This window comes from Bdellovibrio sp. ArHS (assembly GCF_000786105.1).
In the GTDB taxonomy this organism is placed as follows: domain Bacteria; phylum Bdellovibrionota; class Bdellovibrionia; order Bdellovibrionales; family Bdellovibrionaceae; genus Bdellovibrio.
Genome location: NZ_JTEV01000027.1, coordinates 15,154 through 35,827, shown reverse-complemented (window position 1 = coordinate 35,827; position 20,674 = coordinate 15,154). Strand labels below are relative to the sequence as shown.

Below are 20,674 nucleotides of genomic sequence, written 5' to 3'. Positions count from 1 at the left end.
CAAAAAAACTGCGGGCGATTATTTTTCGCGATTTCGATCGGCCAGACGTCCATCAATTAAATAGATCTCGCGTTCTGCCATAGCCGCGAAGTCAGGATCATGCGTGACCAGACAAATTGTGGTTCCCAGCTCTTTGTTAGTGCGCTTTAAAATCTGCATCACAATATCCGCATTGCGCGTGTCCAAATTTCCCGTGGGCTCGTCGGCAAAAATATAACGTGGCTGCATAATCAAAGCACGCGCGATGGCCACGCGCTGTTGTTCCCCCCCTGACATCTGTGAGGGAAATTTGTCCTTTTGTTTGATAACGTTCAGCTCTTCCAACAGCGATTCGGCCATAGTCCTTTTTTCAGACATGACCCCGGCATTGCGCGCGGGCAAAAGAACATTTTCCAAAGCAGTCAGTTCGGGCAATAAATAGTGAAACTGAAACACGAAACCGACGTGCAGGTTGCGAAATTGATGAACCTGTTCGACATTTAAAGTGGCAACATCCCGCCCATCAATCAGCACCTGTCCCCGCGTCGCTGAATCCAACGTGCTGATGATATATAATAACGTACTTTTGCCACTTCCCGATCTTCCTGAGATCGAGACAAACTCGCCATCTGCAATTGAAAAACTGAGGTCATGCAGAATCCGCTGCGGAGGTGTGCCAAATTCTTTGATAATTCCTCGACACTCAATCATGTTTCCGACCTTATAATATCAATAGGAGTCATGCGGCTGGCCTCCCAGGCGGGAATATAACTCGCGATTAAAGAAGCGACATTCGCCGTAATAAAGGCGGTGACGTAGATAGACCAGTCATAGCTCATCATCAGATTGTTGCTGCCGCCGATTTCAAAACCAAAATCAATGGAGCCAACCCATACGCACATTAGAAATCCAAGAAGAAGTCCAAGGAAACCGCCAGCAACACCCAACATCAGGCCTTGATAAAGAATCAATTGCAGAATGCGTTTCGGGGCATAGCCAATGGCTCTAAGAATCGCGATCTCGCGGCGTTTTTGATTAATCATAATCGTCAAAACATTGTAGATTCCGAACGCAGCGACAATCAAAATCGCTGTCGTGATAAAGTAGCGAGAGAAATCTTGCACCTGGATCATCTCCATGAATGCCTTGTTCGCCTCTTGCCAGTCTTCAACTTTGTCAGAACTAATCAACTGCCAAAAATCCGCCACCTGGGTTGACTTATCGATATCCAACAAAGCCACGGCGATCTCGGTAATTCGTCCGGGGCTTTTCGTCAAAGTCTGAACGTTCTTAAGATGGGCAAATGCGATGGACTCGTCCAACTGCTTATTTCCAAAGTGAACTATTCCTACGATTTTATAGGGACGGCTGCCGCCAGAGCCCACGCTGATATTGATGACCTGATTAAGACGCGCCCCCAGTTTGCCAGCGACGCCACTTCCCACTACCAGGTTGTTGCCACCACCGCGCAAAGCGGTGAACGAACCTTCTTTAAGATAATTTTCAATATTCGTTAATCGCGTGTGTCTTTCTGGAATCGTCCCCAACAGACCTACTGACACCGAAAACTTGCCATTGGTTAAAAGAGCGTTGGTATTTAATCGAGGTGAAAAATCAAAGACATCCGGATCTTGGGAAAGTCTTTGATACCATCCCTGATAATTTTGTAGACGAGCTTCGTCCCGCTTCCCTGCTGGTGGCACCCGCCAAAAAACTTTTTCTTGAGGGCCGTAAAGGGCCTCGGTCACGTCTTTGGCGAGAATATCTTGTTCCGCGCCCGAGATAAGAATATGCGCGGTATTATTAAGAAGCTGTTCAGAAATATACTGACGCATTCCCAACTGAATGCCAGAGATGCTGACAAATAAAAGTGTTCCAAAACTGATTCCTAAAAGAATCAGAAGAGTCTGTTTCTTCCTGGACATCAGTTGTCGCCATGAAAGAAAAAACATACGGCTACTCCTTAGGAACTAAAATTTCGTCAGTGGGCATTAAATCGCCGCTTTTTATTTCCGCGGAAAGTCCGTCGACCAAACCCACTTCCACTTTGATTTTCTGGATATGCCCGTCACGTTCGACAGACAGAGTGCCATTTCTTAATGCCTTCAAGGGGACCAGCGTTCCTTTGATTTTGCCAATTTCAATTGATACATCCGCCGTCATGCCTGGCAAAATGCTGGCGCCCAAGTTGGAAATCTCAACGTCGGCAATAAACTCGTCCCCTTTTGGAAAGATGGCTTTGACTTTGCCAACCAGAACCTCGCCCCGTAAAGACTCAAACGAGACGCGGGCCATCTGTCCTTTTTGCACACGCAGTGCGCCCTCTTGTTCGACCGAAAGTTCAATGAACCGATCTTTCAGGTCTTCCATACGCAAAATCACACTTTGGGGAAGAGCCGTTTCACCTTCGAAGTTGTTAATCATAGTGACCGTGCCATCAAAAGGCGCTTTAAACACGACATTGCTATCAATACGGACTAAATTTTGCCCCGCCTTAACAACATCACCTTCGTTCACATACAATTCGCGCACTGTTGAAATCACACCCAGCTTCACTTCATAGCGACGATTGGATTTCACCTTGCCTAAACCATAAACCGCTTCTGTCACTTCTCCCGTCTGCGGTCGAACTTTTGTATAGCGTTTACTTTGCAGGACTCGCTGAATCACAATTCCTGAAATCACAAGTCCAACCACCACTAAAGACAAAACCAACAGAACTTTCAGTCGTTTCACAAAAACCTCACCCCGAAAAGCATAACAAAAAAACAACAAGGTGCCTGTTTCTTTTTTTGGCCCACGCCGCATCAAAATGACCCAAGAAAGAGAACCTCGCGCAAAGGCAGGTTCCAAAGCGGTGAAACTTGAAGCCTCCGCTAAAGAGGCTTCGCTAATTTATTTATATAAGTTTATTTTAAAACTGCCTGCTTGCGCGTCAAACTCCGTACACAGAGCTCCAGACTGCGATGAAAAACTGCATTTATCCAGATAGGTGTCGCTCTGGGACGTGGCCAGATTTATTGGCGTGTCTAGGGTTACGCCATCTGCCGAAATCATTTGTAGGGTTGACGGGTCCCCCTGACCATTAAAGCTGATTACCACAATTTCTTCTTCAGACTCGTTGGGCATAAATTGCGCCCATTCATAGCCCGCGTAGGACAGGTCATGAGCAAAAGTAAGAGTCCCCGAGTTGCCGAAATTCGTGTTCAAACTTCCGTCACTGTCGAGTTTTGCTAAGGCCATCACTTCGGAATCAGCGTCGACAAGATAAATCGTCAGATACAAAGCACCTTTAAAAAAGAAAGCACCTTGCAGGAACGAATAGTCCGGAATATCAGCACCCAAACCAGACAGGGCCCGTTCCCCCGCACTGCCAAAAGAAGTCACTTTACTGAAATCCTGGTTGTACAGATAGAGCGAATTTTCATTCATGTTGTTCGAGTCAGGACCCAAAACATAGAACTGATCTGTCGCAGGTACACCCACTAACAGAGACTTTTGATATGAATCACAAGGGCCTACAATGGTAATATTCTGAAGCGTGGAAGGATTTGCCACGGCCTGACCAAGAGCATTCAATCGCCAAAGAGCGGTGAAAGCGTCATCGTTCGTGTCAGCAACCACTGTCGACACCGTCAAACTTCCGTCACTATGAAAGATACTCGCCACCGAGGGAAAGTGCGAAATAACGTGATAGCCCCCCAAAGGCACAACCGCTTTTCCGGCTACGCCAAAGCTGCTATTTACGGTCCCGTCGGTGTTGTACCCATAGATGGTCAGGGCGAAATTTTTAGTGACGACGTCATAATCATAACCAGAAACATAAAGTTTATCGTCCTGAATCGCCACTCCACCCAAAGCGAAATGAGGAATTTTTAGAACACCTGAAGAACCAAAGGCGCTATCAACACTTCCAGCGGAAAGATACTTGGAAATGCGCACAATGTCGCCAGAGTGCGCTCCGAAGAAGGAGCTGACAGAATAAAAATTTCCTTCCGTATCATTTAGAATTTCTTGGGCATTTTCTTTCAGGTCCGTTAAATAAGAGCGAACCTCGTCGTCTTCTTTGAGGCCCAGAGTGCCATAAGTGTTATCCAGATTCCCGGTCGGAAGAATCTTTGCAGTGACTAAATTAAAAAGATTGTCTCCCATGACTTCATGATAGGTCTCGTAAAAAGCCATGATAGATCCGTCAGATTTAACCAGACTGGTGCGAGTCATGCCGCCATAATTAGTGATGCCAGTGGCGTATAAATTAAAGCCGCTATTACCGTAACTGATGTCGAGCGCTCCCCCTGACGTCAACCTTGCCACGAAGAGTGAGATCGTCGGCACACCGCTTTCGGTACTTTGTCCTTGCACATAAATATTTCCTGAAGAATCAAACCCGGCAATGCTTCCCCCATCGTATGCCCCCGAGGCCCCAGACACGTTCGCAAAATTATAGTATCCCGTACCGTTAAAGGTCGTGTCCAAGGTTCCATCTATATCGTAGCGGTAGACTCTAAAGTCATCATCAGGATGGGACTTAATGGCAGAAACATAGAGCTTGCTATTGTAGATAAAAACTCCTGAAAAAGAGATTCTGTTGGGAAAACTTTGTATCTCCGAAACAATTCCCGCGGTCCCCCAGGTCGCATCGACGCTCCCTGATGGCAATACTTTGTAAATGTATCCTGCATCAGAGCCATCTTGGCTGATGGTCGTGGCAATGTATAAATCGCCGTTAGAATCCAAAGCAGCTCGCCCTGGCGACTGAAATTTATAAGTCGCAGCGGCAGGAGGCAGGGGCAGAGTGTACGTTCCACCACTTCCAAAAGAAGCGTCGCTACTTCCGTCATAAAGGAGGTGTGAAACAGAGGCGCGCCAGTCAAACGACCAACTAGAAGGTGTAAGCTGAGTGCCGGTTGAATCGGTGTTCACAAAATAATAGCCCGAAGAACTTTGTAAAATGAAAGAGGTCCGACGAACCAGAGTGTTGGTCTCAAGAACCAACTGCCCACCGTTGCCAAAAGAAGAATCCAGGCTGCCATCTAAGTTCAAACGATAGAGATATCGAGTCGAATTATTTCCGGTCTCGACAGGGCTGGTATTCAGAATCACCAGAATTTTATTATTAGAGTCTTCAAAGAGAGTGATTCGCTCATAGCTTTTTCCAGATTCCAAAGCTAGGTAAAGAAAGCCATCACGAGCGAATCCCGTGTTAATAGAAAAATCTGCATTGTACATCCAGACCGCGGGCTTATTATAAAGCAGACCAGCAACTAGATATTTATTATTCGCTAACAAGATCACCGAAGAGGCTTCTTCCGAGGCATCGAAGTCCTCATAAAAAGAAACAGCATTCTGCTTTTTCAATGTTCCTTGAAATGAGGACGGTGGAGGTGTGGAGGCATTTTCTAAAGGATTTAAATCAGCGATGTTCAGATCCATCTGACACGCCGTCAGCGCAAAGACCTGCAAAAGTAGAAACGCACCGAAAAGGATCTTGACCATACCTTTACTTTTCGGTTGATCTAAACGGGGCCTTAACCACACAAATCAAAATCTCAAATTAATACTGTTCTTCCTTCATACAAATCCACTAAAAAGCGCCGAAAAAAAATGCACTCCCATTCAAAGAAGCGGATGATCGGCCATGGCCTTCAGTCGCGCCCAACGCCGATCGACTTCATTTTGAAAGGCCCCGAGGGCTTCGGCATATTCCGGCTTTAAAAGATGTTTCGATTTTCCCATCATTCCCAACCAGGCTGTCAGAGGAAGCTTCCGTCCCTCTTTTTCCGGATCGTAACTAAGACGAGTCAGGCCATGCTCAATTTCATAGAGTGGGAAGAAGCAGGAATCCGCCGCCTTCTGCAAAATATCCTGACCGTATTTTTCTTCAGACGCCCAATTCAACGGACAACTGATCAGTATCTTGCCAAACACAAGACCTTCGTTTTTCGCGTACCACTGAGCTTTGGCCGCCTTGGCAACAAGATCTGTTCCATAGGATTCAATGGCAGTAAAAACATAGGGAATGCCTGTCGCAGCCATGATCGCGGCCGTATCCTTATGATGAAAGGTCTTACCAAAAGAGGCCTTACCCACATGACTGGTCACCGTCTCTTTTCCAAACGGGGTTGTGTAACTTAATTGCCCGCCCGTGTTCATGTAACCTTGGTTGTCGTATTCTAAGATAATCATCTTATGATTACGCAGGGCTGTTCCAATAGTTGGTCCCATCCCGATGTCCATGCCGCCGTCACCAGTGATCATCACGAAGGTGATATCTTCGCCGACAGCAATTTCCCCACGGCGTTTTTTCTCGTAAAAAACTTCAACCAATCCAGACAAGGTGGGAGCGCCATTTTGGAAAAGATTATGAAGGTACGTCACACGATGAGCGCTAAAGGGATAATCGGTAGTGACAACCATCGCACAACCGGTGTGATATAGAACCACAACGTCCCCTTCAATTCCTTTAAAGAACTGATCCAGTCCCGAAAAAATACCACAGCCCGGACAGGCCCCATGTCCCGGCGCGATTCTTTTGGGCCGCGCCACCAACAAACTGGGGTTCGCCACCGTCACCTTCAATGGAGAATTTTTGCCTTCACTTTTCACGACTTCAATTTGCGTCAACCCCTGACTCATCTCTTCCCGTGAAAGTGGTGGCAATACCTGTGGTGGAAGATTTTTTTTGCTACCCGCCTCTGTTCCCAAAAATCCAAAGGCCGCAACGGCCTGCGGGTCGGTAATCACTGATAAAGCTTCGTTAATGAAAACCGCGGCATCATCTTCACGAAAGTCTTTACCGCCCAAACCGTAAATACGGCTGAGCGTTTTAATTCTGCATGCCGAGTCCGCGAAAAGAGTTCCACGAACTTCGTGACTGAGGGGCCCCCCTAAAGAGCCCGGAGTGTCACTTCTTTCGCCGATCAAAATAGAGGACAGATTCTGTGCGGCCGCCTTCAGTGCTTCGGCAGGAAAAGGGCGAAGCAGATTGGGCCGAAGCACGCCGACTTTTTTTCCCTCGGCGCGGGCTTGATCAACAACATCTTTAGCGGTTTCGGCGGCGGAGTTAAGCAGGAACAAGGCCGCTTCGGCCTCGTCCATTTGATAAGCTTCCAACGCCGGATAACTTCGCCCACTCAGCGCTTCGTAATCACGCGCAATCTGCTGGTAAACCTTCGCCGCGGCTTCGTGCGCTTGATGCAATTGAAATTTATTGTTGATAAGATCCGGATCGTTCATGTACGGCCCGACGGTCACTGGTTGGCGAGGATTCAAAGTGGAAAAGCTCGAACTGCATTTTCCTAAAAAATCCTGCACTATCTTTTTGTCTTTAAAAATCTTCGCCGACTGGCGCTGATGACTGGTGAAGAACCCGTCACTGACAACCATGACCGGCAGACGCACGTCAGGATGTTCCCCCAACTTTACGGCGATGATATTCATGTCGTAGACAGCCTGAGGCGTGGACGCCATAAGAATAATCCAGCCCGTTTGCAAAGCGTACATTAAATCAGAGTGATCGCAGCGAATATCCAAAGGCCCACTGACCGATCGGGTAACCAGGTTTAAAACCATTGGCAGCCGACTGCCCGCCTGCACAGGAAGCTGTTCCAGACTGTAAAGAAATCCGTTGGCACTGGTGGCATTCAATACACGCGCGCCCGCCGTCGTGGCCCCAAAGCATGCTCCCGCAGCCCCATGCTCACCATCGGCAGGAAGAAGAACTGTTGAGATTTCGCCTTTCGCCTTCATTCGGTCAATGATTTGTGCGATCTCGGTAGAAGGTGTGATGGGATAGTAACCCATGAAATGGAACTCGATGGCTTTTGCCGCTTCGGCCGCCAACTCGTTTCCGGTCATAAAACAATTCAATTGTTCAGCGTTCATATTCTAATCTTTCTGATCTCTTTTATGGAGGTGCGGAAAAAGATGCTGGCTTCTTTCTTCCTTGGTCAAATCCCCCTCGGGAACGGTGACCAGGGCCTGCACCGGACAAGCCACCACACACTTCTGACAACCTTTGCAATACTGATAGTCAATACCCTTTAACTGTGGGGGCGGGTTCTTCGCCGGGTCGATCTCCCACACAAAACAATAGTCCGGACAAACCATGTCGCAGTACCCGCAATTAAAACAAATCTCGGGAAGGAAACGAGGCAGCAGCCCCTTACGACTGGCGCTGTTGTCCTTCAAAACCGTGTTGCCGGGATTCACAATCAAACCACCTAAGGGCGCGTTCTCCCAACCAAGCTTCGGCAGAATTTCCGCGGTCTTTTCCACGCTGGCCTGAGACTCATCAAAAAGATATTCTTTGGTCTTTTTTATTCCGGCTTCAAACCCTTCGGAATTATTCTTTTGCACTTGTTCGGGCAAATGAGCGAAGAAACGCAAAAAGGTTTTTAGCAGAAGATCCGCCGGCACCTCACTGCAAAATTTTGTGATGGCCCCTAGCATGACGGCATTCAATCCGCACTCATGCTTAAGTGCCAGTGAAGTCGCATCTACGGTGGCGAACTTTCGAACCTTGAACCCTTGCGGGAATTGAATCTCGTCAGGGCTTTTGGTAGAGTTGATAAGTAAGTCCGTGTGGGCGTCGATCCCGTCAAGACATTCAGGATGAGTTTGCAAAAGAGACTCATGAAAGATCACCAGAATGTCAGGGTGCTTGATGTAAGAAGCGGTACGGATGATTTTACCTTCCGTCGAAAAGCGCACGAAAGATTTGACCGGAGTGCCTTTTTTTTCAGAACCAAAACTTGAAAAGTGATTTCCCGTATAGCCTTTACCCAGGACCGCCGCTTCGGCGAAAATTTTTCCTGCAGAGTTTGCACCCTGGCCGCCGATGGCTTCCATTCTGATGCTGACAGTTTTCCGCGAATAAGCGGGCTCTTCTTTTGCTTTTCGACCAAAGATCCACATGATGGCCCCCACTCAATAACACCACCAGAGACCCTTATTGCCAAGAACTATCGCCACCCAACCTCAGCTGAAATTCAGACTAAATTTAGAAGGTGAAACCTGAGGCCGAATTTTATCAGACCAAATTGAAGGATTCCAACATTTCGACATGGACCGGAATGTCCTTCATCAACCCCGACAGGCTTCGGCAAGGCCCGATGTTGATAAATCGCGAAACCTCATGATCCTGCACAAGCTTGGTCACCGCACGATGCCAATGAATGGTTTTGGTCATACTCAATATAAACTCGGATTTAATCTCTTCACAGTCTGTCAAAGGCTTCACCGAGAAGCTTGAAAACATCGGCGTCTGTGGCGGCAGCATTCGCACCCGCAACATATCGGCCTCGACTTTATTTACATAGGGTACAATATATCTTGAGTGCGCCGGATAGTTTAAAATCTGCATAACGCCCCAGCCCCTTTGGCGAGCTCTTTCTTCGACCTTTTTCAGATCTTCAAAGCGCCCACCGATATTCAGAAATCTTGGGGTCAGTTGGGAAACATCGACCTCAATGGAATCAAACCAAAGATGGTCTTCGTCAGAAAAAGACTTGCCCTTACCGGCAAGCACACCGATGTTGCCACCAATCTTATCAATACCGTCAATCTTTTGCGTGAAATAAACATGATTGAAGATGGCGTCCTCAAAGGTATAAGCCTTCGCAAATACCGCCCGCGCTAAATCACCCAAGGAGCATCCCATAACCCAGTCGGGAGTCCCCAACTTTTGTCGCAAATGCTCGGCAACCCCACATTGAGTCGCCGTAATTGCGACTGCCGCCAAACTGATATTTTCGATAGCATAGATGTTTTCGGTGGAAGAATGCAAAAATTCCACCAGATTCACATTCATACCAAAATCATTTTTTAAGACACGCTCAGAGCGCGAAAAATAGGATTGCACTTCCGGATAGTCTATAAACCGCAAGCGATCCGCTTTACGCAACAAACCATTCAGACCGGGAAAGATGTAAACGGTCTTCATAAAACGGACGCCACTTCCCGCTGATCCTCAGCACCGCTTGCCAAAATGGCATCGGGCAAAAGACTCTTCAAATGCGGCATCATCGCAAACATAACTCGTTCAAAACATCTTCGTTCAAACTCACGCAACTCGGCAAAGTAGGCTTCATCGTAAGAGGGGTGTTGCACCAGATTGCGATGGAATAATTGAGCATGATCTTTTTCATCATCCAAAATGCGCCCCAGAACATGGGAAACAAGAATATCAGAGGTCGTCGCGGCCAGTTTGGAATAATGCTTAAAAACCCTCATTTCGATCAAAGTCGTCGAGTAGAAGTAAACCAGTTCAGGTTCGCTCACCTGCTGTTTTACTTTCGCAAATATCTTGTTTTGATATCGCAACATCTGCGTGCACATCTTTTCCTGCAAAAAGTTGTAAACCGGGTTGGCTCGCAAGGTGTAACGTCCCAAAGAGACCGATCGATGAAGAATCTTTTGATGTCTTATTTCATCTTGAAGATGTTGATCCATAAAGTCAGGTGCTTGGGCCTGGCATTCTTCAAAGTACTTGTAGGTCGCCAGCGCCGCGTGTTTCTCGGCGCAGCCGACGGCATAAACCCACGCCGTTCTGGATCGGACATCGCTGTCTAAAGATTGCAAAAATTCATCATGCAAATCACTGGACTCGGATGACGTCTCGTTGAAGATCGCCGTCAATCTTTGAAAAAGTCTTTTGCACATATCCTTTTCAATTCGATGCAGCTCTGGAAGATCCAACTTATTTTCTTCGGGAAGCTGATTCAGCATCGTTCTGCCGAAACGAATGTGGTCATGCTCATCCGCAACGATGGCATTTATGGTTTCGCGAACCCAGTCTAACTTCGTATGCGATAAATAAGCGGAATAAACCTGAAAAGGAAATTGTTCAATCGTCAAAGCGCCGTGAACATAGGCCACGTGTTTATTGACAGCTTCGATCAAGTGCGGATTGCTAAAATAGCCCACCACAAAGCTTCTCATGACTTCGTTGATCTTGTGCAGTTTATTCTTTTCCTGCAAACTTAGATCAGATCCCAGAATCTGAATTGCCAACTGCTCCAACTGACGGCCATGGCGATATTCATCTTCCGCATGGGCTTCAATCTCGGCCACCAGACCCGCTGGAGTTTTTGCGGAAATATTGGCCCTAATCTGATCCCCGGCCAATCTTTCGTGATCCGCCATAGATAAAAGAAAAATAGCCTCTAGGCGCTCTGAATGACAGATGGACTGAAAAAATGAATTCAACGTCTTAGTCATGCTTTCGGACATGTATAGCCTCGTAGTCAAAAATTAAGTTTGCCTATTTTTCGATATATTCTAAAAAATAAGTAAAACCCACCGACTCTGAGAAACAAAAATAGAGATCTAATTCTCAGTATTTATACATGTCTAAAAAATCCACTGACCAAGTATTGGACGCATTAACTTGCGGACTTTGCCAAGCTTTGTTGCAGCTCAAACTACAGCGGAGCTCAGGCGAGCGTGCAACAAAAGACTTAGAATAACCCTTCTTACTTCAATCTGGTCTCTAACAACTCTGTCAAGGCGGTCAGCGCATCCACCCAGGTAAAGATACCGACCAGTTTGCCATTATCGACAACCAAGGCCGATCCGAATTTCTTTGAAGCCATTTCGGCACAGACCTCGGCTAAGGACGCATTCGGAGAAACCGTATAAGGGTCTTCTGAAAAGGCCTCGGACACTCGCACCTTTTCTGGATCGACATCTTTGAAACTAGAGACAAGTTTAATATCCCGGTCAGACAAAATTCCCACCAGACGACTGGCATCTAAAACCGGCAAGTGGCGAATCTTCATGGCGAACATAAGCTCTTCGGCCTTCGCCAGTGTTTGATGCGCGCCAATTGTTTCAGGCGAAGTTGTCATATACTTCTGAATTGTAGGTGCTGCTTTCATCTAAAACCTCCCTTGGTATAAGTGAAATTCACAGGTCTATTCAGACTGCCCCTCTAAATTAACTTTTGTTAGACCGAAGGGGAAATAGAAAGCCGCTCAGCCCGGGGCAGAATCGCATGACGATTGGTGTCGCCAAGTTCAATCCGATCCAAATTCCGACTTTTTTACTTTCTGTTGTCTCAATTCAGGAAAACTCGCCGACCCCGGAAAACCCTTTTTTGGGGGAATTGCACTAAGAACTGTTCACCCATCAGACATTCTTATGTTATTCAAAGTCTTCTGAAGATTCCTTTGACAGAAATTTTTTGGAATCTGCGTTTTCTCTAAACACACAAAATTATATTTTTTTCCTCCCATTTTTATTTCCCGCAATTTCCTCTAATCTATTTTTGGATCTCACGAGGAGGGACCACCATGATCAAGCAAACTCTTGTTTCAGCATTGTTAGCAATTGGATTTCTTGCAGGATGCAACAACTCTATGTCAGGCATCGAGACCGCAAGCGAAAACAGCCCTCAGAGTGTACAAAACACTTCTGAGTCGCAAAAGATGCTTCAGCAACTTGAGGCCACCTTGCGAGCCACACAAACTTCAGAGGCCGCGACTCAGCAAAAACTGACAACCACAGGCTTGGCCCTGAATAACTCTCAGATCAGCACCATTCTGGGCATGGCAAGTTCCGCGTTGGGCGGTGCCGGACTTGGTAATAGCAATGACTTGAGTGCCATTCTTCCCGTGCTGATCGGTGGAGCCTCTCAAGGCGTTGGCAATTTGGGCTTACCGACAGCGCAAACCACAGATTTGTTAGCTCTGATTGGCAACGGTTCATTGGGTTCGATCATCGGTATTGGCTCTGCTTCAGGCTCTGGAGTTTCCACGGATCTTATTCAGACCCTCACGGGCTCTCTATTTCAGAATCTGCCTGCCGCGGGGATCTCTTCGGGAAATATTTCTCAGGTGGCGGGTTCGTTAATTGGTTCCCTTACCGGGAATTTGGGATCCACGGGCCTAGGTGCCGGTGATCTTGCCAGTGTCATTCAAAGTATTTCATCGGGAGCTGTCTTGGGCATCGGCGGCATCAATGGAAATGGCGGCATGAACTCGGCATTGTTTTCAAGCATTCTGTCGCAAATTGGTGCGGGCTCGGTGCAAGGAATTTCGGGAATCACACTTCCTGGAGGCATGAACACGTCAGTGCTGCAGACTTTGCTGGGCTCATTCACTTCGGGTTCGAATTTGGGTTTAGGACAACTCGCAGGATCGCAAGTGATAAACAACTCGGCAATTTCAACTTTGCTTGGCAGTTTGATGCAGGGACAAAATGCCGCTTTGCCGAACATCGGCTTGGGCTCGAACCAACAACAAACCATGGCGCTGTTTCTGCAAATGCTTCTTGCGAACATGGGCCGCTAACATGTGTTAGAGCGATGTCCGCCCCAGGGGGGTGAAATCATCCTCCCCTCTCTTAGAGACCTTCGCCGTGAATTGAAAACGAAGGTCTCTCTTTCGGCTTGATTCTGATCTTAATCATAAACAGCTCCCCCCCGAAGTCGATACACTTTTTAGATAAGACAACTTGAACGCGTCGGGGCGTGAGCATGGCAGAAATCAAAAGAAAAGTGAGTGAGTTCAGTTTTAATGAACTTTTCTATTCGCGCACGAATAAAAAAGGCCTCATTGCCTCTGGCAACCGCGTCTTCGAAAAAGTCTCTAAGTACAATCTGTCCGAAATGCTTGGCAAACCTCACAACATCGTTCGTCACCCCGATATGCCACGAGGAGTTTTTTACCTGTTGTGGGACTATCTGAAGGCGGAACGCCCTATCGGCGCTTACGTCGTAAATCTAGCGAAAGATCAAAGTGAATACTGGGTTTTCGCTTTGGCGCTGCCAATTCCGGAAGGTTATCTATCTATCCGCCTAAAACCTAGCAGTGCTTTTTTTACCTTGGTGAAAGACAAATACCAAGACCTGTTGGCGATCGAAACCCAACGACAGATTTCACCCAAAGAATCGTCAGAGATTCTTTTAAGCGTGATCGAGTCCCTTGGGTTTCCCAATTACGATGTTTTTGTTTCCGAGGCGCTGGCCCTGGAACTAGAGTCGCGGCATCGCGAACTTAAACTGCCGGAAATGGGTATTCTGGTTCTTTTGAAGAATTTCCTGGAAAAGGGTCAGATTCTTCAAGAAAAAGCGCAACAGATAGATCTGGCCTATCGAAAAAGTTCTTTGGTTTCGTTGAATCTGGATCTTCAATCCGCAAAAATCGGCAGCGAAGCTTTGGCTATTTCCGCTGTGTCAGTTCAGTACCGAAAGGTTTCTGACGAGATTCAAACCGAGATCGCGCAGTTTGTGGCTCTGACCAAACGAGTGATACAAAAAGTGCAACGCTGTCAGTTCGCTCTTTGTATCTTCTTGTTGCAATCTGAAATGACCGACCTTTTTTTAACGGAACGCCATTCGGAATCAATTGATCACGAGATCGAAAAAAAATATCTCAAAGATCTGACCACCGAGTCCATTCAATATGCCAAAGAGCAGCTTCAATCCGTCAAAGCTGAGCTGGAGGCCTACCGCATCTCATATGAAGAGGTCCGTAAACTGGCGATGGTTCTTGAAATCGTGGGTATCGTCGGCAAGATAGAAGTGGCTAAGCTAAAAACGGACATCCAAAGTCTGCTGCAATTGATGGACGATCTGAATCACTATAAAAACACCTTGAAGTTCACCCTGGCGGAAATCCAAAAAGCATGTACGGACTTAGGCGACATGACCAAGCAAATCTACGGCGAAATTGAGCTAAAAACGAAGGCGATGGTTGGTGTTTAATCGCGACGTGGTTTCAAGGCCCTGACAACTCCCTGGCGATCCGCCAATATCCAAAGATCTTTCTGTAGCACTACGTTGGTGAAAGCGCCCTTCCACCCCTCTTCTGGCCGCCACGTGAAAAGCAACTTCTGATCACCACGACTGTAAACATAAAGTCCTTCCGCTCCCGGAAGAATAACGTGATTGTCAGCGTCCACGACGACAGAGGCGTAGTTCATGCCCTTGGTGGGGACAGGCAAAATCCACTCTAATTTCTTCTCTTTCAGATTGAACTGATAAATCTGACCATGAAGATCCGCAATCAACAAATGATCCCCACGAACAACGGACTGACTGATAAGGGCGCCCGACGTGTTAAAGGTGAAGTAGTCTTTACCCGTGGTCTTTTCATAACAACTCAGTTGTCCGTAATGGGTGTTTTTATAAACATCGCCAACGCCAAAACAGACGACGTCTTGCCACAACGAAGGCACGCCCCAAGCGGAGGTCGGCAGAGTTTTTTCCCAAAGCACTTTGCCTGTTTCAATATCCAAGGCGTAGGCTTTGGTTTCTTTTTCTTCGTAGCCCATGTCTAAACCCGTGCCGATGTAGACACGTTCTGAATCCACCCGCGGATAGGAATCCACATGGCCCGCATTAAACTGCCATACTTTTTTGAAAGAGCGAGCGTCCACCGCATACAAGCCATCTTTGCCAGCCGGAACCAACAGCCGGGTCTGCCCGGCATGCGATGCCACGACCGCGGCCCTTTCAATATGCCCCTCGGTGTGAAAGGCATTGATAAATACACCTTCGCGCAAATCAAAGGCATAAAGCCGAGCATGATGGGTCAGGTGCACACCTTCACCCACGAAGATTTTGTTATCCCAGATGACGGGAGAAGTCATCACTGGCTGACCGATTTCGAATTGGCGAAGAGTCTTTCCCGTTTTTAGATCCAGCTCCAGCAAACGGCCTGCATTGGTGCCAAGAAACAGCGAAGCCCCGCCGAAAACGGGCGTCCCAAAAACAGCCGAATGAAGTCGGTTTTCCCACACCATCTCCAGTGCGGAAACTTTTTTAGCAGTTTCCACGATACTTTCGTCTTTGCCGGTGTAGTCCTGTCCAGAGGCTTGCACGTGTCGATTCTGAAACTTCACCCACCACAGCGGATAAGATCCGTTAGAAAGGTATTGCCCCCCCTTGATTACGCCAAAGACCAGAGCATTGGAAAGCAAGGCCCACAAAAGCACTTTTGGTTTCACCAGCACTTCAAAAAGCTTCTTCGGTCCCTCGGCCTTCAGTTCCACACCGAAGAACGCCGCGATCCACGTCGCCAGACTGGTCAAAATCATGCCCAGAATGGTGAAAGGCAGAACCACCGTGGGAATGATTGCAAGTTTAGTTGCTTCGTCTAATTGAACCGTGATTTCCATCAACCCAAACACGTTCGCCCTCCTTAAATATCTGACTGGCCGCACGGATTTCTCCGACGGCGGGAAGTCCCATTTCTCGTGCCACAATGGCACAGTGGGAAAGAACACCACCCCGCGATACGATCACGGCGCGCGCTCGTTGAAACAGCGGTGTCCAGCCTGGATCAGTGGCTTCCGCAACCAAAATATAATTTTCCGGCCAGGCTTCTAGATCCTCTTGTTCCGGATCGTTGACGATATGAACAATTCCGCTGGCGACCCCGGGAGATAACGAGACGCCCGTTAACAGCAAAGAATTCTTCTGAGGAGTTCCTTCGTCCAGAACCTCTCGCAATTCCTGCAGGGAAAAAAGCATTGGCAAATCCACCGACTTGAGATGATGGGCCGTCTGCTTTCTTTCTTTGGCCAGCGCTTTTAGTTTTTCCAAATCCTGATGTTCCCGCAACGACAGGACCTCATCCAACTTCAACCAAAAGATCTCTGCTTCCAGATTCATTCTTCCCGCAATGGCTAAAACCAGCCAGCGAATCTGCGCATAGGGTTTCATGAGCTCCATTTTGATTTCTTCACGAATCTGCATGAGCTTTTGCAAGTCCTGCCATTCCTGTTGAAACACCGGGCGGCGAATTGCCGAGATTTGCGCTAAAAGACTTTGGAAAATTTTTGACCCGGCCTCTGGGGATACCGGCTTTTTCGGATTGTTTTTTTGATGTGGCTGGGCGGTCTCAAGCCAACGCGGATGCGATAATTCCAACTCGCCGACACCGCGGTGGCCGTAGCGACTTAAGAAGCTTTTCCACTTATCCTGCGAGTCCCCGACCTGAGAAAGTTCCTGATACATGCGACTAGCGACGGTTTGCAAACCTTCGCCGGTCAAAAGATGAACCGTTTCCTTGGCCCGCTCTGGTCCCAAGTCTTTTTCCAAAAGAGCAAAAAGCCCCTGTGTCGTTGATTCAAGCAAAAGGGTGATTAAAAAAGTCCCCTGCAGATAGTCTTTACTAAAAGACTGGCAAAGGTCACTTAATTTTTTTTGCTGCTCTTGGAGAGAAAGGTCCCGGTATTGCTCAAAAAGAGAAAAAGAATCCGCCTTGGAAAAAGCCGGCGTCTTTACATAAGACAGCGCTTGTTGCGCCAATTCGCTGCGCCCGGTTTGAATCTTCCAGGCCACCTGCAACATCTTCGTCAATCCCAAAGGAGCTCGCAGCAGCATCGCGGGGCTTAACTTTTTCCAATCAAACTCGAGATGTGGTCGCGGCTGCGGAATCAAGCGATAAGGAGATCTGCCAAAATACACCGGCTCTAGAGACTTTAAATTTAAATAGGCTCTTCCATACACGCGATCCAAAAGACTGAATCCTGCTCGCTGCTGACCCAACCCCTCATACCCGAGGGACTTTAACGCCAGATCAAACGCCTGTCCTTCTTGAAACGTTTTTTGCCAAATATCGAAGGTCAATTCCGTCGGAATTCCGGTCCACTCGGCAAAAGTGTGCCCGTCCCAGACACTGTCTTCAGGAAAGTCTGTGCGCACTCTTTGCCACTCTTGATCCAGAATTTTCCGGCGCGCTGATGGGGCCGCATGCGCCGTGATAGGACGTGATTGCAGAATCCAGAAGCGGCCCTCCTGGTCAATCGCCCACTCCATATCCACCTTATAGCCGAAGGTCTTTTCAACCTCTTGCCCCCAGTGCACGACTTGTTGCAAATATTCTTTTTTCCATGCCGCAGGTACAGGGATTTCATCCGCGGCACTGAAGCGATACGGAGTCACTTGGCCCGAAACCAGTTGTTCACCCTGGCCCTCAACCACTTCCACCAGCCATGACGAATTTTCTTTGCGCGGATCAACAGAAAAGAACACACCTGAAAACTGCGAGTTGATCATTCTTTGAATCAGAACGTGCATGGGAACTTGCGCACGCTCGAAATGCGCGGCATAAGCGCGACTGGCGGTGCGATGGACCGCTTGAAAACAGGTTCTGATGGCGGCCGCCAAATCTTTGGCCGTAGCAATATGAAGAAGCGTGACGAACTGACCGGCATAACTGAAATCAGGGCTGTCTTCACCGGAAGCAGAACTTCGCACCGCGACCGGAAAAGCGCCCTGCTTTTCCCACCAGTCAGTGACGGCCTGCAAAGCGAGCGCGTCCGCAGGTTCATGAAAAAGAACAGCGCCCCCGGGGACCGGAAAACCTTTTTGCAAAAGAACAGCCAAAGTGGAGGCTTTTCCTCCCATCAGCTGCAATTCAGAAGGGGTGGCGTTGGTCAAATCCCGAAAAATGGGGATACTGGCATTGGTGTCCATGGAGCCTCTCGATCTAGAGAGACTCTGTTAACATTCTTTGCCACGTTGAGCAATTTGGAAGTGCTCCGCCCCCGCCGGTGGAGGTTGTTTTTAGGACGCTTGCGGGTGTCCTGTAATCAAATGTGACAGCTCCAAAACGGATTCATCAAGGTATTTCGCCTGTTGGGTCATTTCTTCAGAAGACGCCGCAACTTCCTCTGAGGCTGAAGCGTTTTGCTGAACTGACGTATCCAGTTCGTTCATGGCTTTGGAAATCTGAGATATTCCTTCGGCCTGATCCTTACTGGCGGCGGCGATCTCTTCGGTCAGACTGGTCATCTTGCGAATGGAAAGAAGGATTTTTTGTAAGTGCTCGCCACTTTCTTTGGCGGCATTTTCACCTTCATCAATTTTGCTGACGCTGGTTCGAATCAGATCCGAAATGTCTTTGGCCGCAACAGAACTTCTTTGCGAAAGACTGCGCACGGCTTCGGCCACGACGGCGAATCCCCGCCCGTGCTCCCCAGCCCTGGCGGCTTCCACCGACGCATTTAAAGCCAAAAGATTCGTCTGAAAGGCGATATCATCAATAATGGAAATGATCTCTTCGATTTTTTTGGAGCTGGCTGATATTTCGTACATCAACTCGATCATATGGTTGATCTCTTTTTCACCGTGCTCCCCTGACTTCAAACTGTCTTTGGAAAGATGCGACGCCGTCGAGGCGCTTTCTGCGTTGTTCTTCACCATGCTGGAAAGCTCTTCAACCGAAGCCACGGTTTCTTCCAATGAACTTGCCGCCTGAACGGCCCCGGAAGAAACCTGATGACTGGCCGCCGCTAATTGTTGGCTCACGGTCAACACCTGTTCTTCCGTCTGCTCAATACCTTTTAACACCCGGGTCAGTGACAGCGCCAGGGTCTGACCGATCCAAATTCCCACAAATACGATCCCCACAATTCCCAGCACACTTAAGCCGACGACAATACGTTCTCCCCAATTGGCGACGTTCTGGGAATCCTTCACTTCGGCGGCCACTTCGGTTTCGATAATGTCACTGGAGTCCATCGCCGCCTGAATCATCGCTTGCACATGCGGTACAAGAACCTCCAACATGATCTTACGTGCTTTCAATGCATTTGCGGGATCGTGAGCCTCCAGTAAGGTCATAATTTCGTTAAGCGGTTTATCTAAATTCTGAAGCTCATTAAGAACTATGGGAAACTTCTCCTTCAAATCCTCCGTCAAATATTTTTGCCCAAATTCATCGGTCAACTTTAGTAAAAGCGCATGGCGCTTGCGGACCTCTTCTAATTTTTCCTTGCGCACAACGGGATTGTCGACTTCCGCCTCTGCCGTCCACAGAAAACGCATCATCGCATTCCCATGCACGCGGATATTCATGATGATCTGGTTCTTGGGAAACAGCTGATTGGCTAAAGTCGCACTATTCGAAAACTGCGCCCGCAATGCCCAGATAGCCGTCAGACTTAAGACAATGAAAAGAGCACTGGGAATCAGAATTAAAACCAATAGTTTAAAGCGAACGCCTCGCAACCATGAACTGACCGCTGCCATAACCACCTCGTGACTGGATTGCAGATTTGCCAATCGAATCGGAGTTTATATGGCCACCCATAAGAGGCTGAATGCGAAGGCGAGGTTTATTTATCTTAAATACCTTCGGGGTGGAGTCTTAAGTGACAATTCTGGGAAACTGCTAAGGTCTTCGACACCCCGAAGGGGATTTAAAACCATTCAAGGCAATTCCGGAAGGCCCACGAATTGCTTTAAAAAGCCGCGTGCAGGGAGTTGCAAATGAAAAAAATGATTCTTCCGTTACTGATGCTTATGTTTTCTTCTCAGGCCTTCGCCTCCGCTTTTGATTCATTGAATGATCAAAAACTTCAAGGGGAAGCCTACTCAAAACTTTTAAGTGAAGCCCAGAATATCACGATCTCGGGTGACATTCATGAAGGTGAAAAATTAACGACGATTTTAAAAGCTGCCGAAGACTATCACGCGGAAATGCTGGATCTGCTGGAACGCGGTGAAAGTATTGAAGACATGAAATCCCCGGTTTCTTCCGTCGACACGCAATGCAAGATCAACGCGCAGAAGACAGGCGCCGAATGTATCGTCTTCATCAACTTCAAACCCTTGGGTGAAACAGCAATTATTTTCTCTGTCGAGTTGAATGAAAAACAAGAAGTGATCTCAATCAGCAACCGCGCGGAAATTTCGCGAGGCGCTTAAGACCACCGCACCCCGGTGAACTTCGCCGGGGTC

General features: G+C 47.9%; 15 protein-coding genes. 3 read left to right on the top strand and 12 right to left on the bottom strand.

The features are described from left to right. Window positions 1–18: 18 nt before the first annotated feature. From OM95_RS14160 to OM95_RS14120, 9 genes are all read right to left on the bottom strand, one after another. Window positions 19–690 (bottom strand): ABC transporter ATP-binding protein, encoded by a 672-nt coding sequence (locus OM95_RS14160; protein WP_041875126.1) that lies wholly within the window; start codon window positions 688–690, stop codon window positions 19–21. Beyond that, on the bottom strand, window positions 687–1,931 hold the full coding sequence (locus tag OM95_RS14155; RefSeq protein WP_041875124.1) for an FtsX-like permease family protein: 1,245 nt from the start codon (window positions 1,929–1,931) through the stop codon (window positions 687–689). Before OM95_RS14155 ends, OM95_RS14160 begins: the two co-directional genes overlap by 4 nt. 4 nt (window positions 1,932–1,935) lie before the next feature. After that, window positions 1,936–2,715, bottom strand: a complete 780-nt coding sequence (locus OM95_RS14150; protein ID WP_291516485.1) for an efflux RND transporter periplasmic adaptor subunit — start codon at window positions 2,713–2,715, stop codon at window positions 1,936–1,938. A gap of 159 nt (window positions 2,716–2,874) precedes the next feature. Beyond that, window positions 2,875–5,475 (bottom strand): delta-60 repeat domain-containing protein, encoded by a 2,601-nt coding sequence (locus OM95_RS14145; RefSeq protein ID WP_041875122.1) that lies wholly within the window; start codon window positions 5,473–5,475, stop codon window positions 2,875–2,877. A 120-nt stretch (window positions 5,476–5,595) separates the two neighbouring features. Next, window positions 5,596–7,863: a thiamine pyrophosphate-dependent enzyme gene (locus OM95_RS14140; RefSeq protein WP_041875120.1), complete on the bottom strand. Its 2,268-nt coding sequence runs from the start codon at window positions 7,861–7,863 to the stop codon at window positions 5,596–5,598. 3 nt (window positions 7,864–7,866) lie between these two features. Next, window positions 7,867–8,895: a 2-oxoacid:acceptor oxidoreductase family protein gene (locus OM95_RS14135; protein WP_291516483.1), complete on the bottom strand. Its 1,029-nt coding sequence runs from the start codon at window positions 8,893–8,895 to the stop codon at window positions 7,867–7,869. A gap of 115 nt (window positions 8,896–9,010) precedes the next feature. Next, window positions 9,011–9,922 carry an acyltransferase domain-containing protein gene (locus OM95_RS14130; protein ID WP_291516481.1) on the bottom strand — a complete coding sequence of 304 codons (912 nt, stop codon included), beginning with the start codon at window positions 9,920–9,922 and terminating at the stop codon, window positions 9,011–9,013. Beyond that, window positions 9,919–11,199 carry a long-chain fatty aldehyde decarbonylase gene (locus OM95_RS14125; protein WP_291516479.1) on the bottom strand — a complete coding sequence of 427 codons (1,281 nt, stop codon included), beginning with the start codon at window positions 11,197–11,199 and terminating at the stop codon, window positions 9,919–9,921. Before OM95_RS14125 ends, OM95_RS14130 begins: the two co-directional genes overlap by 4 nt. Window positions 11,200–11,453: 254 nt before the next feature. Beyond that, window positions 11,454–11,858 carry a CBS domain-containing protein gene (locus tag OM95_RS14120; protein WP_041875116.1) on the bottom strand — a complete coding sequence of 135 codons (405 nt, stop codon included), beginning with the start codon at window positions 11,856–11,858 and terminating at the stop codon, window positions 11,454–11,456. Between the two features lie 414 nt (window positions 11,859–12,272). Here OM95_RS14120 and OM95_RS14115 point away from each other — a divergent pair, with 414 nt between their 5' ends. Beyond that, window positions 12,273–13,271, top strand: coding sequence for a hypothetical protein (locus OM95_RS14115; RefSeq protein ID WP_041875114.1), 999 nt, complete (start codon window positions 12,273–12,275; stop codon window positions 13,269–13,271). A gap of 185 nt (window positions 13,272–13,456) precedes the next feature. Then, window positions 13,457–14,686: a PAS domain-containing protein gene (locus OM95_RS17400; RefSeq protein WP_291516477.1), complete on the top strand. Its 1,230-nt coding sequence runs from the start codon at window positions 13,457–13,459 to the stop codon at window positions 14,684–14,686. Here the strand turns inward: OM95_RS17400 and OM95_RS14105 are convergent. From OM95_RS14105 to OM95_RS14095, 3 genes are all read right to left on the bottom strand, one after another. Further along, a complete protein-coding gene (locus OM95_RS14105) occupies window positions 14,683–16,113 on the bottom strand; it encodes a PQQ-binding-like beta-propeller repeat protein (RefSeq protein ID WP_291516475.1) in 1,431 nt (476 codons plus the stop codon). The two genes, OM95_RS17400 and OM95_RS14105, sit on opposite strands and share 4 nt — an antisense overlap. After that, a complete protein-coding gene (locus OM95_RS14100; RefSeq protein ID WP_041875108.1) occupies window positions 16,067–18,406 on the bottom strand; it encodes a PEP/pyruvate-binding domain-containing protein in 2,340 nt (779 codons plus the stop codon). The genes OM95_RS14105 and OM95_RS14100 overlap by 47 nt, the downstream gene beginning before the upstream one ends. Before the next feature lie 90 nt (window positions 18,407–18,496). Beyond that, window positions 18,497–19,963, bottom strand: coding sequence for a methyl-accepting chemotaxis protein (locus OM95_RS14095; RefSeq protein WP_041875105.1), 1,467 nt, complete (start codon window positions 19,961–19,963; stop codon window positions 18,497–18,499). A gap of 240 nt (window positions 19,964–20,203) precedes the next feature. On the opposite strand from OM95_RS14095, the gene OM95_RS14090 reads away from it, so the two are divergent. Then, window positions 20,204–20,641 (top strand): hypothetical protein, encoded by a 438-nt coding sequence (locus OM95_RS14090; protein WP_041875102.1) that lies wholly within the window; start codon window positions 20,204–20,206, stop codon window positions 20,639–20,641. The last annotated feature ends 33 nt before the right edge of the window (window positions 20,642–20,674 follow it).